Genomic DNA, 14,263 nt, shown 5'->3' on the forward strand with positions numbered 1-14,263 from the left:
CCATTTGATAAGCCAACCACCATAAAAACCGGACGAAGCCAGATACGAACATAAGTGCGCGCCAGTGTAGCAAGGGAGATCAACCCTTGTCAGCTGATGGGAGACCCATGACCCCACTTCTTGCAGTGAAAAGTCTCCCCTGTGTCAAAATCGGGACACATTGCCCCTCAGCGCGGGGGATCGACCCTTCCCATGCCGTTGCCATTGACCCGAAACCAGCCGGCAATACTGTAGCGCTCCTGATTGGCAGGCAGTACCTCGTGGGGAAACTCCTCGGAGAGAAACATGACCAGCCGGCCCCCCTTGGGGCTCACATCCATCAGAAACTGCTCCTTGTCGTCATACATGCGCAGCACTCCACCCGCTTCGGGCAGCCAGTCGTTGTTGAGGTAAAATACGGTGGTAAGACGGCGGTTGGAGCGACCGGCAAAGGCATCCCGATGGGTGGCGTAAAAATCCCCGCTGCGATAGCGGGCGAAGTGGGCCTCGTAGTCGAACAATCCCAGCATCAGCATCCGGTTGGCGGCAAGACGCAGGGACTCCATCCGGGCGAGGTAGTCGGCCACCGGCGCACCGAGGGAGGGCTCCAGCCAGTGGATCTGGTCACGGCGAATGTCGGGATTGCCCTGGTGCAGGGCGTCACGGCCGATCCCGGCCGGTTGCCATTCGCCTGGCAAACAGGCTTTGAGGGCATCCACCTCGGCGGCAGTCAAAAAATCATCCACTATCACCCATCCCCGGGTGTAAATGGCATCCATGGCAGCTTGATAGTCCAAGATTGGCTCACAATGAGTGGAAAGAGGGCGCTTTGTAGCGACTTACCGGCAAAGTCACAAACCGGTTTGCTTCTCTTGAGAAGTCCCAACATCAATACGCGAGTTGCTGCTCGCTTCCCCGCTTTTTATCGCCAGTTGTGATCCCGCTCCGCCAACAGGCGTATTGGCTGTCGAAACTGTGATGGCCCTTGCAATCGGTACGAGGAGGCGCCGCGGCCTCCTTGCGGTTCCAAGAGCCAGCCGATACCGTATCCGCATCGCCATGTTGCTGTTCATCCGGCGCTTGTCTCTGTCCCCGACCGAACCACTCACGGCACAACCCGCGCATCACCCACGAAAGGATCTTCTTATGCCTCTGCCCGATCTCACTTTGCAACGACTGGATGGTACCCCCTACCCGCTGACTCAACTGGCGGGCAAGGTGGTGCTGGTGGTCAACGTGGCCAGTCGCTGCGGCTTTACTCCCCAATATGAAGGGCTGGAAACGCTCTATCGGGAGCTCGGCCCCAAGGGGCTGGTGATTTTGGGCTTCCCCTGCAACCAGTTTGGCAATCAGGAGCCGGGGGATGCGGACGAGATTGCCCGCTTCTGCTCCCTCGACTATCCGGTCACCTTCCCGATCATGGCCAAGTGCGATGTCAACGGTGAGCATGCCCACCCCTTCTACCAGTGGCTCAAGCAGCAGAAACCGGGCTTTCTGGGGCTGGAAAACGTCAAATGGAACTTCACCAAGTTCCTGATCGACCGCGATGGCAATGTGGTAGAGCGCTTTGCCCCCCAGGCCAAACCGGAGAGCCTGGCCGAGCAGATCCGCGAGATGCTCTGATGCTCCCGCACCGTTTTACGCCACTGCGTTGAACGATTCTATGGCGGCCGGTGCGACAGCTACTGCGCAGCGGCCGCTCTTTTGCTATATTACGGCCCCACTATCTTTTCCATATCGTGGCTGGCCCCAACACGCTGGCTGCCCGTTGAGCCAAAGGCTCATCTCAGGAGTTTCTCTCGAACATGTCATTCAACGAACTGGGTCTGTCTCCGCATATTCTGCGGGCCGTCAAGGAGCTGGGTTACGAACAGCCAACCCCCATCCAGCAGCAAGCGATTCCGGCCATTCTGGCCGGTCAGGATGTGCTCGGCGGCGCTCAGACAGGCACAGGCAAAACGGCCGGTTTCACCCTGCCGATGTTGCAGCGTCTGCTGGCCAACCATGGTCGTGGCCGTCGTCAGGTGCGCGCACTGGTACTGACCCCGACCCGCGAACTGGCGGCACAGGTGGGCGAGAGCATCATCAAGTATGCCCACCACCTGCCGTTCAAGACTCTGATCGCCTATGGCGGTGTCAGCATCAAGCCAAATCTGGACGCAATCAAGCTGGGGGTGGACATTCTGGTCGCCACCCCGGGCCGTCTGCTGGATCTGCTGACCCAGGGCGCCCTGACCCTGAGCCAGCTGGAAGTGCTGGTGCTGGATGAAGCGGATCGCATGCTCGACATGGGCTTTATCGTCGACATCCGCCGCATCATGAAGGCGCTGCCTGCAGAGCGGCAAACCCTGCTCTTCTCTGCCACCTTCTCAAACGACATCAAGGCGCTGGCGGATGACCTGCTGAACGACCCTACACTCATCGAGGTGGACCCCAGCAATACTGCCGCCGAGCAGGTGACCCAGCGCATCATTCAGGTGGATCGGGAACGCCGCCGCGAGCTGCTCTCCCACATGATTGGCCGTGGCAACTGGCAGCGGGTGCTGGTGTTTGTTCGCACCAAGCAGATCGCCGACCGCCTCGCCCAGCAGATGCAAAAAGATGGTCTCAATACCGTGGCGATCCATGGTGACAAGAGCCAAGGAGCCCGCAACCGGGCGCTGGCCGATTTTCGCAGTGGCGAGGTGCGGGTGCTGGTAGCGACCGATATCGCCGCCCGCGGTCTGGACATCGATCAACTGCCCTACGTGATCAACTTTGAACTGCCCCAGATGGCGGAAGATTACATCCACCGTATCGGCCGTACCGGCCGCGCCGGTCGTGGCGGCGAGGCCATCTCGCTGGTCAGTCAGGACGAGCTGGGTCAGCTCAAGGCGATCGAAGCCCTGATCGGCCAATCCCTGTCCGTGGAGATCCTGGAAGGGTATGAGCCAAGCGGCAAGCCGAGTCGCCAGACTCTGCCCGGCAGCAAGCCGGTGCAGAACCCGCCTCGGGCTCGCGGTCATGCCAACGCCAAGAGCAGCAATGCCAAGGGCAAGCCAGCCGCGGGCAAGGGCAAAGCCAAGGGTGACGCCAGCAAAAAAACTGCACCGGCCCGCAAGCGGGAAGTGGTGGGCGAGGATATCGGCTTTGCGCCAATGCGCCGCCTGCCCAAGGCGCAGCGTGACAGCTATCAGGAGAGCAGCGACGAGTAAGCTCGCGCGACGCTAACTGCCAAGCCAAAAGAGGGAGCCTGCAAGGCTCCCTCTTTCGTTATGGATCGCTCGGAGCCATGCAAGTGCTCCGTGCAAATGCTCCGCTCGGGCTCAAACCAGCGAATGGCGCACCGCGGCGGTACCATGGCTGGGCGGCGCTGAACCATCGAGCGGATTGAGCTGCAAGAACTCGAACAAGCCAGCCTGCATATTGACGTTCCAGAAGCGTCCGGCGAGGGTGAGTTGCAACCGTGCGCTCCCGATCTCCGCCAGCCCGTGCTGCTGCCAGGCGACAAAAAGCGGCATCAGATGGGTCAGCAAAGTCGCTGGCAGACGATCCAGCGCCAGCACGCCACTGTCGAGGGCGCCACGCAGCAGACCGTCCATCCTTGCATTGGGATTGCGTCCCATCACCATCCCGGGCGCCCGCTTGCCACTGGCCAGCGCGTCGTGCCAAGGGGCCAGATCCCGTCCATACATCAAGCCGTGGCCAAGAATGCTGCCCCCAGCACCGGCGCCAAAGGGGAGGATCTCCGCACCGCGCTTGGCCATCTGGTTATAACGACTCTGCTCAGCCGGACTGCGCCGCCAGTGGCTGCAAGAGAGACGCTCCCAGCCGTGGGCTTCCAGTTGCGCTCCGCCATAGGCATACATGGCCGCCCGCTGCTGACCATCGGCTAGCCAATCCAGGGTGCCCTTCTCCTGCGCCCGCTCCAGATTGGTGCCCTGCATGGCGATGAGCTGGTAGAGATCGACCCCGTGTACACCGCTCGCCATCACATCGCGGATATCCTGCTGCCACACGGCATCATCCTGACCGGGCAGACCAAAGATAAGATCCGCCACGATCACAGCCGCATCATCCCGGGTCAGCTCACCCAGACGGGTCAGCAAGGTCTCCCTGTCATCGAAACGGGCCGCCTGCTGACGCACCCGGGTATCAAAGCTTTGCACCCCGAAGGAAAAGCGGTTGAAGCCCCCCGCCAGCGCAACCTGCCATTTCTCATCATCAAAGCCGTTGAGACGCCCCTCCAGCGTCACCTCGGCATCGGCCGCCAATGGGAAACGGCGGATCACGGCGGCCAGCATGGCCAGCTCGTCGGCGCTCATGTCGGTCGGCGTACCCCCCCCCACATAGACGGCTGAAAATGGCATGCTCTGCGCCAGCGGGGTGTCAGCCGCCTGCGCAAGGGAGGCGCACAAGGCATTGACATAGCGGTTGATCCGCGCCGGATTGGCGCCATTTTCAAAGAAATTGCAGAAGCTGCAGCGCTTGCGGCAAAACGGAATATGGATGTAGAGGGCGCGCTCCTCAGCTTCACTCTCTCGCTGCCACCAGCTCTGCCAGCCAGCCTCATCCAGCGGGAAAGGGCGCATCCCTCCCCGACTGGCGTGAGCCGAGGTCTTGGCGCTAAAAGCAAACTTGAGAGGATCCGGCGTGGCAATACCGGTCATGGAAGGGGTCAGATTCATGATGGTCACTATTATCAGTAAATAATGACAATGATAACGATTATCGTTACTGGCAATTTGTTCTGGATCAACCCGAGGAGCAGCACCCCTCCCGAAAGGCATTTTGGCAACCTGCATTACCGATCTGCTTAACAGATTATTTACTCAAGAGTGGTTATCGTGTGCCGATAGAGAACCATCTCCCGCCGTTTCTTCGTCTACGATCAAGATGATACGGGATCACATAACAACACCAAGCGCATGGAACTTGCCCAAAATGCATAACCTCTCCTTGAACTGGAAAATATTCCTCCCTCTTGCGCTGGTCATCAGCACCACCTTTGGCCTCTGCTTCGAACTCTCCGCCTGGCTGCAACGGGATCTCGCCATCCGGCTGGCAGAGGAGAAAGTTGAGAGCATGGCCAACACCTATATGGATCAGGTGAACGTGCTGATGATGACCGGTGGCATGGCCAATCGGCAGATAGTGCAGACCAAACTCAAGAGTGAAGCGGGCATCGTTGAAGCCCGTCTGGTACGCGCCCCCGCCGTCAGCAACCTGTTTGGCCCGGGTCACCCGGATCAGAAAGCGCAGGATCCCCTCGATGAGCGAGCCATCAATCAGGGCGAAGCCATTCTGGAGCAGCAGGGCAACCTGCTCACCCTGATCAAACCGTTCAAAGCCTACAAGGAGTATCGCGGCACCCAGTGCCTCACCTGTCACCAGGTCAATGAAGGGACCGTGATGGGGGCGGTGCGGATCAGTTATGACCTCAGCCACACCTTCGGCGAGATCCGCCACAACAACCTGATCCTGAGTGGCAGCCTGGCCGCCGTCTTCAGCCTCGGCTTCGGCTTGCTCTGGTGGGTATTGCAACGCTACGTGAAACACCCCCTACGCCAGTTGCAGCTCACCATGATCCGGATGGCCAAAGAGCGCGACCTCGCCCTCCCCCTGGTCAATGACAGCCGGGATGAACTGGGCCAGATGACCCGCGCCGTCAATGACATGGTGCAGGGATTCCGCCACAGCCTGCAGGAGGTGGAAGGGGCGACCCACCAGCTCTATCAGGAATCAAACCAGATCCGTCAAGTGGCGACCCAGACCGAAAACTCGGCCCGCCAGCAAGAGGGGATGACTACCCAGGTCGCCACCGCCGTGAGCGAGCTGGCCGCCAGCTCTCATGAAGTGCGCGAACATGCCCGCCACAGCGCCGAGCTCTCCGCCCTCACCAATCAGGATGCCGCTGACACCAGCCGTCTCGCCCAGCACTCCATCACCGACATGGGCGAGATGTCGGCAGAGATCGATCGGGTGGATCAGGTGATCCAGCAGCTCGACAGCCGCTGCCTGGCGGTTGACGGTGTGCTCGAGGTGATCAAGGGGATTGCCGATCAGACCAACCTGCTGGCCCTCAACGCTGCGATTGAAGCAGCCCGGGCAGGTGAGCAAGGCCGTGGCTTTGCGGTAGTAGCCGATGAAGTGCGGGCCCTCTCCAACCGCAGCCGCGCCGCCAGCGAAGAGATCTCACAGATGATCGCCGCCCTGCAAAATGAGGCCCAGAGCGCAGTTACGGTGATCGGGGATGCAAAAAGCAAAGCCGATGAGAGCATCAGCAAGACCGAAGCGACCCTGGCAGCCATGCAGAACATCATCGAGCGCATCGCCCGCATCAACGACCTCAACGCCCAGATGGCGCAGTCGGCCGAAGAGCAGGACAGGGTCTGCCATGAGGTAGACAGCTCGGTGAGCGATATTCGCAACACCTCCAACGACACCCTGGGTCAGGCGCACGCCGCCAATCTCGCCAGCATCCAGCTGGTGGAGCAGTGTCAGAAACTGGAGGCTCTGCTGAAAACCTACCGTTGGTAATCAACTTCACCAACGAAAAAGCGCGACCCGAGGGTCGCGCTTTTGCTTTATGGATTCGATTTGGCCGAACGGCCGCGTTGCTACTCCAGCGGCGCGCTGACTATTAACAGCGCCGCCAAGATAGCTTTAACGGGCGTTACGGGTTGCGACGGCATCCGCCAGATTGCGCAACAGCACTTCGGTATCGGCCCAACCGATGCAGGCATCGGTGATGCTCTGACCGACGGTGAGTTCACACCCTTCCACCAGATCCTGACGGCCTTCTACCAGATGGCTCTCCACCATCACACCAAACACCGCCTTGCTGCCGGCACGCAGCTGACCGGCTACATCTTCAGCCACCACCATCTGGTTCTTGAACTGTTTGCTGCTGTTGGCGTGACTAAAGTCGATCATCACCTTCTGTGGCAGACCGGCCTTCTCCAGCCCCTTCACAACTTCGCTGACATGGGCGGCGCTGTAGTTCGGCTCACGACCACCACGCAGAATGATGTGACAGTCCGGGTTGCCGCGGGTCGCCACGATGGCGGAGTGACCGTATTTGGTGACCGACAGGAAGTGGTGCGGCGCACTGGCAGCGCCAATGGCATCGATGGCAACCTTGATGGTGCCGTCAGTGCCATTCTTGAAGCCCACCGGACAGGAGAGACCGGAGGCCAGCTCGCGGTGCACTTGGGATTCGGTGGTACGAGCGCCGATCGCACCCCAGCTCATCAGATCCGCCACATATTGCGGGGTGATCATGTCGAGGAACTCGGAGGCAGTCGGCAGCCCCATGTCATTGAGATCCAGCAACAGCTTGCGACCAATGCGCAGACCGTCGTTGATCTTGCAGCTATTGTCGAGGTACGGATCGTTGATCAGCCCCTTCCAGCCCACTGTGGTGCGCGGTTTTTCGAAGTAGACCCGCATCACGATCTCCAGCTGACCTTTCAGCTCGTCGCGCAACGCCTTGAGGCGCTTGCCGTACTCCAGCGCGGCAACCGGATCATGGATGGAGCAAGGACCAATCACCACCAGCAGACGATCATCTTCGCCAGCCAGGATATTGTGAATGGCCTGACGGGATTCAAAAACGGTGGACGAGGCCACCTCGGTAGCCGGAAACTTCTCAAGCACCGCAACCGGGGGTAATAACTCTTTGATTTCACTGATACGAACGTCGTCGGTTTGATGCTGCATGACAAGGCTTCCTGCTAGATGACTGCGATTAGGAAATCTCAACATAGCCCGCGACAGGGCATGTGTAAATAGGAAATTACAGCAATTACAAAACTATTTTATATGGCAATCTTGCAAGTTATTGAAATGATGCTAAGCGAAATGACGATACTGGTGAGGAAGGCAAAAAGGCCCGCTCAGCGCGGGCCCGAAGCGTCGGTGATGACGGGTTTGTCAGTGATCAGCCACGCTGGCTGATACTGGCCAGCTTGTCGAAGTAATCCGGGAAGGTCTTCGACGTGCACTTGGGATCATTGATGGTGACCGGGGTATCCGACAGCGCCACCAGCGAGAAGCACATGGCGATACGGTGATCGTTGTAGGTATCGATCTCGGCATGCTTGAGCTGGGTCGGCGGGGTCACGGTGATAAAGTCATGCCCCTCCTCCACTTCAACGCCCAGCTTGCGCAGCTCGGTCGCCATGGCGTGCAGACGATCGGTCTCCTTCACCCGCCAGTTGTAGATATTGCGAATGGAGGTCGGCCCCTCGGCAAACAGCGCGGCAACCGCGATGGTCATGGCCGCATCGGGAATATGGTTCATGTCCATATCCACTCCGTGCAGCGGCGCCTGCTCCGCCTCGATGAAATCATCACCCCAGGTGATGCGCGCGCCCATCTTCTCCAGCACGTCGGCGAAGTGGATATCACCCTGAATGCTGTGCTTGCCGATACCGGTGACCCGCACCTTGCCCTTGATGGCGCCCGCCGCGAGGAAGTAGGAGGCGCTCGAGGCATCCCCTTCCACCAGAAAGTCACCCGGGCTGATGTAGGTCTGGTTGCCCTTGATGTAGAACAGCTTGTAGTTGTCGTGCTCGATGACCACCCCGAACTGCTTCATGATGTGCAGGGTGATGTCGATATAAGGCTTGGAGACCAGCTCCCCCTTGATGTGGATCCGGGTATCACCGGCCGCCATCGGCGCCGCCATCAAAAACGCGGTCAGGAACTGGCTGGAGACGGAGCCATCGACGTGCACATCGCCGCCCCACAGCCCCTTGGCATCCACCACCAGCGGCGGATAACCATCGTGTTTCAGGTACTGGATATGGGCACCTGCTTCACGCAGGGCATCCACCAGATGGCCGATGGGACGCTCTTCCATGCGCGGCTCGCCGCCCAGGGTATATTCACCGGAGCCGAGGCACAGGGCGGCGCAGAGCGGGCGCATGGCGGTACCGGCGTTACCGAGAAACAGATTGACCGGCTCTTTCACCGCAAAGCTGCGGCCCAGCCCCTGAACGGTACACTCGGTCTTGTCGGCAGAGAGCTTGTACTTGACCCCGAGCTGGGTCAGCGCAGCCAGCATATGACGAATGTCATCGCTGTCGAGCAGGTTGGTCAGACGGGTGGTGCCACGAGCCAGCGCCGCCAGCAGCAGCGCACGGTTAGAGACACTCTTGGAGCCGGGCAGATTGACCTCACCGGCCACACGAGAAATGGGTTCCAAACGCAACGAATTCATAGGCTTCCTGTGCTATCTCAAAAATAAACGCCTGTCCGGACGTTAACAGCCTGCGTCCCGCTCGGCAAGGGCACTTTCAGGGGAAATCGCACGGTAAACGCCAGCGCACTGGTTCTGTTGAAAAAAAGACGCCGGGGTATCCCCGGCGTCTTGAATCACTGCAATAGCTGGAAGCGGCTCACTGGTTGTCACGAGAGGCCACCAGCAAACACATAGGGGCTCTGTTCTCAGCCGTTGCGCTTGGCAAAGCCATCCATAAAGCTGACCAGGGCCTTCACTCCCTCCAGCGGCATGGCGTTGTAGATGCTGGCGCGCATGCCACCGACGATGCGGTGCCCTTTGAGGGCCAGCAGGCCAGCGGCTTCCGATTCGGCCAGGAACTGCTTGTCCAGCTCGGCATTTTTCAGCTGGAACGGGATGTTCATCCGCGAACGGCAGCTGACATCGACCTGATTGCCATAGAAGCTCGACTGATCGAGATAGTCATAGAGGAAGTCGGCCTTCTCCTTGTTGCGCGTTTCCATCGCCTCGAGGCCACCCTGTTCTTTTAGCCACTCGAACACCAGACCGGCCAGATACCAGGCGTAGGTGGGCGGCGTGTTGAACATGGAGTCGTTCTTGGCGGTGAGCTGGTAGTCGAAAATCGAGGGGACATCGGCTCTGGCCTGATCCAGCAGATCATCGCGCACGATGGCGATGGCAAGCCCGGACGGGCCGATATTTTTCTGGGCACCGGCATAGATGATGCCAAAGCGGCTCACGTCGAGAGGACGGGAGAGAATGGTGGAGGAGAGATCTGCTACGAGCGGCGCCTCGCCGGTGGCCGGGATGTCGAACATCTCGATGCCGTCGATGGTTTCGTTCGAGCAGTAGTGAACATAGGCCGCATCGGCGCGAAACGCCGGGGTCGGCAGCAGGTGGGAGATCCCCTGCTCGTTCTTGGCAACCCCCTGGAAGGTCTGGATATCGCCATACTTTTTGGCTTCATCCACAGCGCTCTGGGACCAGACACCGGTCAGCAGGAAGTCCGCCTTCTTGTTGGCGCCACCCAGCAGGTTCATGGGCACGGCGGAGAACTGACCGCGGCCGCCACCGTGCATGAAGAGCACCTTGTAGTTGTCCGGCACCGCCAGCAGCTCGCGCAGATCCGCTTCGGCCTTCTCGGCAACCGCCATGTAGGGCTTGCCGCGATGGGAAAGCTCCATGACCGAGGCTCCCAGCCCCTGAAAATTACAAAATTCGCGCTGGGCGCGCTCCATGACTTCAACCGGCAGCATGGCGGGGCCGGCGCAGAAGTTGTAAATCTGTTTGCTCATGACGCTTTCCGTGAGTGGATGAGAGTAATCGATGACTTGTCAGGTTTTACACAAGAGCAGCCAGCGGATCAAAGGCTTTTTGGTAGCTGGCTCAACCTTTTACCGTCACTCTGCCTCCCCCTTGCAGTAGAAAAAGCCCTGAACGGGTCAGGGCTTGCAGGGAACATGCACAGAAATGGCGGGCAGAGCGCATAAACGACCACAGCCCAGCCATTTCTGACAAATTTACAGTTTGGCGGTGAGCTCCGGCAGCAGAGTGAAGAGATCCCCCACCAGCCCGTAGTCCGCCACCTGAAAGATGGGGGCATCGCTGTCCTTGTTGATGGCCACAATCACCTTCGACTCCTTCATTCCCGCCAGATGCTGGATGGCGCCCGAAATGCCGACCGCGATATAGAGCTCGGGCGCCACCACCTTGCCGGTCTGCCCCACTTGCAGATCGTTGGCGACATATCCCGCATCAACGGCGGCTCGCGATGCCCCCACGGCACCGCCCAGCTTGTCGGCCAGCGCTTCTATCAAAGCAAACTGCGCCTTGGAGCCCAGTGCCCGGCCACCGGAGACCACCACCCGGGCGGCGGTCAGTTCGGGCCTGCTGGAGCGCACCGCGCGGCGCTCGGCCAGCCGGGTACGGCCAACGAATTCGGGCACGGCCAAGCGTTCGATGAGAGCCTGCCCGCCCGTCGCCGCCTTGGCAAACGCGGTGGCCCGCACCGTCATCACTTTGACGGGCGCCGAGCTTGCCACTCTGGCAATGGCATTGCCCGCATAGATGGGGCGCAGGAAGGTGTCGCTGCTCTCGATAGCCGTCACCTCGGAGAGCATCTCCACCCCGAGGCGAGCCGCCACCTGTGGCAGCAGCGCCTTGCCCATGGCACTCGCCGCCATCAGGCAGTGGTTGTAACCTTCGCACCAGCTGGCCAGCAGCTTGTCCACCCCATCCAGCAGCCCGTCGGCCAAGCGGGGATGTTCGGCAAGCAACACCTTGTCGACACCGCCAATGGCAGCCGCCTGTTCACCCGCCTCGGTCAGCCCCTGCCCGAGCAACAGCAGGTCAACCTGACCGCCGATGGATCCGGCGGCGGTGACCAGTTGTGCCACATTGTCGGCCAGATGGCCCTGATGATGTTCGGCAATGATCAGCACGCTCATGGCAGCACCTTCGCTTCGTGTTTGAGTTTGTCCACCAGCTCGTCCACCGAGCCCACCTTGATCCCGGCGCTGCGGGCTGGCGGCGCCATCACCCCGAGCAAACGGGTCTGGTTGGCCACCTCAACGGCGAGTGTCGAGAACGGAGCGCTATCAAGCGGCTTGCGCTTGGCCTTCATGATGTTCGGCAGCGAGGCAAAACGCGGTTCATTCAAACGCAGATCGGCGCTCACCACCGCAGGCAACGGCATGCCCAGGGTCTCGAGGCCACCGTCGATTTCGCGAGTCACCAGCAGTTCTCCCGCTTCCACCTTGAGGGCTGACGCGCAGGTCGCCAGCGGCCAATCATTTAGGGCAGCCAGCATCTGGGCCACCTGATTGTTGTCTGAATCGATGGACTGCTTGCCAAGCAGCACCAGATCCGGCTGCTCCTGCCCACACACCTTGTGCAAGGCGCGGGCAACCGTCAGCGGGGTGAGCGTCTCATCGGTGACATAATGCAGCGCCCGATCCGCCCCCAGCGCCAGCCCATGGCGCAGTTGCTCGGCGGCAGCGTCAGGGCCGAAGGTCACCACCACCAGTTCGCTGGCAACCCCGGCTTCCCGCAGCCTGACCCCCTCCTCCACCGCAATTTCACAAAAGGGGTTGATCCCCATCTTCACATTGGCGAGCTCCACGTCGGAGCCGTCTCCCTTCACCCGGATCTTGACGTTGTAGTCGACTACCCGTTTGATCGCGACCAGCAGCTTCATGGGGTCATGCCTCGTCTCTTTGGATTGAATTCATTAGTGTGCCTCTGCGTTTGTTGCAGTACTCTCTTCCCTGATTTTTTGCTTTTTCTTGCTCAGCTTTGCTTACAACTGCTTTACGTTTACGTAAACTACCAGCATTACCCTAGGCCAACCAGAGCGCAGAGGCAAGATGGAACGGGAAGCAATGGAATTTGATGTCGTCATCGTCGGCGGCGGTCCGGCGGGGCTCAGTGCAGCCATCGCCCTGAAACAGCAGGATGCCACTCTCTCTGTCTGTCTGCTGGAGAAGGGGACCGAAATTGGCGCCCATCTGCTCTCCGGCGCCCTGTTTGATCCCGTCGCCTTGCAAGAGCTGCTGCCGGATTGCTGGCAGCAAGCGCCGCTCGGCGTACCGGTCAACGACGATCAGGTGCATCTGCTGCAAAGCGAGCAACGCTCCCTGCAACTCCCCGCTTGGGCGGTGCCGCCCCGGATGCACAATGAGGGTTGCCATGTGGTCAGTCTGGGCAATCTCTGCCGCTGGCTTGGCCAACAGGCGGAAAAACTGGGAGTCGAAATATACCCGGGATTTACCGCCAGCGAACTTATCATGGAAGCGGGCCGGGTCAAGGGGGTCATCACCGGCGATCTGGGGCTGGATCGGGCGGGCAATCCAAAAGCTGATCATGTGCCCGGCATGGCACTGCTCGGTCGCTACACCCTCTTTGCCGAAGGGGCCCGCGGTCATCTCGGCAAGCAGCTGATCGCCGACTTCAACCTGGCCAGCCCTGCCCAGCCCCAGCACTATGCCATCGGCTTCAAGGAGCTGTGGCAACTGCCTGCTGGCCAAGGCAAAGCGGGACAGGTGCTACACGGTAGTGGCTGGCCCCTTGGCAAGCAGGGGGGCGGCAATAGCCACGGTGGCTTCTATCTCTATCACATGGAGGGGGATCAGGTGGCAGTAGGGCTGATTGTCGATCTCAACTACCAGAATCCCTGGCTCAGCCCGTTCGACGAATTCCAGCGCCTCAAGCATCACCCGCTTATCGCCGGCGTGTTGCAAGGGGGTGAACGCATCAGCTATGGCGCCCGCGCCATCACCAAGGGGGGCTGGCACGCCCTGCCCCGTATGCACTTCCCGGGCGGCCTGCTGATCGGCTGCGATGCCGGCACCCTCGACTTTTCCCGCATCAAGGGGATCCACACCGCCATGAAATCGGGGATGCTGGCGGCAAAAACCGTCGCGATGGCGCTGCGGGGGGGCGATGAAGGGGGCCGGGATCTGGCCCAGTATGGTGACGAGCTGCACCAGAGCTGGCTGGCCCGCGAACTCAAGGCGGCGCGCAACTTCGGCGCGGCTCTTCATCGCTATGGTCCCTGGTTGGGCGGTGCCTTCAACTGGCTGGAGCAACGGCTGTTTGGCGCAAACTCGCCCTTCAAGCTGCTCGATAAGGCTCACGACTACCGTCAGTTGCGCGTGGCCAGCCGCTGCAAGCCCATCCCTTATCCCAAACCCGATGGCAAGCTGAGCTTTGACAAGCTCTCGTCTGTGTATCTGGCCAACACAAGTCACGACGAGGATCAACCTTGCCACCTCAAGCTGCAGGACGAGCGCATTCCGGTCGAGGTCAATCTGCCCACCTGGGCCGAACCCGCCCAACGCTACTGCCCGGCAGGGGTGTTTGAAGTGCTTGAAATGGAAGGCGCGCCCAAACTGCAGATCAACGCCGCCAACTGCATCCACTGCAAAACCTGCGATATCAAGGACCCCAGTCAAAACATTATCTGGACGCCGCCACAGGGGGGCTCCGGGCCCAATTATCCGAATATGTGATGAAGCGGGGCAGCGGCAACAAGCAGCCCCAGCTAGCCCTCCCCCAGCC

At 60.3% G+C, this 14,263-nt stretch carries 11 protein-coding genes; 4 read left to right on the forward strand and 7 right to left on the reverse strand.

Going from position 1 to position 14,263, the window contains the following annotated elements; genetic code table 11:
• Window positions 1-167 precede the first annotated feature (167 nt).
• Window positions 168-776, reverse strand: a complete 609-nt coding sequence (locus AB5Y67_RS08870) for a 2OG-Fe(II) oxygenase (protein WP_019445550.1) — start codon at window positions 774-776, stop codon at window positions 168-170.
• A 349-nt stretch (window positions 777-1,125) separates the two neighbouring features.
• Between AB5Y67_RS08870 and AB5Y67_RS08875 the strand changes: the two genes are divergently transcribed.
• On the forward strand, window positions 1,126-1,602 hold the full coding sequence (locus AB5Y67_RS08875) for a glutathione peroxidase (protein ID WP_042080383.1): 477 nt from the start codon (window positions 1,126-1,128) through the stop codon (window positions 1,600-1,602).
• Window positions 1,603-1,784: 182 nt separating this feature from the next.
• Window positions 1,785-3,173 (forward strand): DEAD/DEAH box helicase, encoded by a 1,389-nt coding sequence (locus AB5Y67_RS08880; protein WP_005351275.1) that lies wholly within the window; start codon window positions 1,785-1,787, stop codon window positions 3,171-3,173.
• Window positions 3,174-3,284: 111 nt separating this feature from the next.
• Here the strand turns inward: AB5Y67_RS08880 and hutW are convergent, their stop codons facing one another.
• Entirely contained in the window at window positions 3,285-4,646 is a 1,362-nt protein-coding gene (gene hutW, locus AB5Y67_RS08885; RefSeq protein ID WP_199428068.1) for a heme anaerobic degradation radical SAM methyltransferase ChuW/HutW, read from the reverse strand.
• 256 nt (window positions 4,647-4,902) lie between these two features.
• Here hutW and AB5Y67_RS08890 point away from each other — a divergent pair, with 256 nt between their 5' ends.
• Window positions 4,903-6,498, forward strand: coding sequence for a methyl-accepting chemotaxis protein (locus AB5Y67_RS08890; protein ID WP_199428069.1), 1,596 nt, complete (start codon window positions 4,903-4,905; stop codon window positions 6,496-6,498).
• Between the two features lie 126 nt (window positions 6,499-6,624).
• On the opposite strand, the gene aroG is transcribed toward AB5Y67_RS08890, so the two are convergent.
• The 5 genes from aroG to AB5Y67_RS08915 form a co-directional block, all read right to left on the reverse strand.
• Complete coding sequence (gene aroG / locus AB5Y67_RS08895) at window positions 6,625-7,680, reverse strand: 3-deoxy-7-phosphoheptulonate synthase AroG (RefSeq protein ID WP_005351268.1); 1,056 nt, start codon at window positions 7,678-7,680, stop codon at window positions 6,625-6,627.
• 220 nt (window positions 7,681-7,900) lie between these two features.
• Window positions 7,901-9,184 (reverse strand): 3-phosphoshikimate 1-carboxyvinyltransferase, encoded by a 1,284-nt coding sequence (gene aroA / locus AB5Y67_RS08900; RefSeq protein WP_005351267.1) that lies wholly within the window; start codon window positions 9,182-9,184, stop codon window positions 7,901-7,903.
• 227 nt (window positions 9,185-9,411) lie between these two features.
• On the reverse strand, window positions 9,412-10,500 hold the full coding sequence (gene serC / locus AB5Y67_RS08905; protein ID WP_150388966.1) for a 3-phosphoserine/phosphohydroxythreonine transaminase: 1,089 nt from the start codon (window positions 10,498-10,500) through the stop codon (window positions 9,412-9,414).
• Between the two features lie 225 nt (window positions 10,501-10,725).
• Window positions 10,726-11,652 carry an electron transfer flavoprotein subunit alpha/FixB family protein gene (locus tag AB5Y67_RS08910; protein WP_150388965.1) on the reverse strand — a complete coding sequence of 309 codons (927 nt, stop codon included), beginning with the start codon at window positions 11,650-11,652 and terminating at the stop codon, window positions 10,726-10,728.
• Window positions 11,649-12,401, reverse strand: coding sequence for an electron transfer flavoprotein subunit beta/FixA family protein (locus AB5Y67_RS08915; RefSeq protein ID WP_150388964.1), 753 nt, complete (start codon window positions 12,399-12,401; stop codon window positions 11,649-11,651). The genes AB5Y67_RS08910 and AB5Y67_RS08915 overlap by 4 nt, the downstream gene beginning before the upstream one ends.
• Before the next feature lie 169 nt (window positions 12,402-12,570).
• Here AB5Y67_RS08915 and AB5Y67_RS08920 point away from each other — a divergent pair, with 169 nt between their 5' ends.
• A complete protein-coding gene (locus tag AB5Y67_RS08920) occupies window positions 12,571-14,214 on the forward strand; it encodes an electron transfer flavoprotein-ubiquinone oxidoreductase (RefSeq protein ID WP_199428070.1) in 1,644 nt (547 codons plus the stop codon).
• Window positions 14,215-14,263: the final 49 nt, after the last annotated feature.

The sequence above is a fragment of the Aeromonas sp. s12 genome (genome assembly GCF_040907925.1).
GTDB lineage: Bacteria > Pseudomonadota > Gammaproteobacteria > Enterobacterales > Aeromonadaceae > Aeromonas > Aeromonas veronii.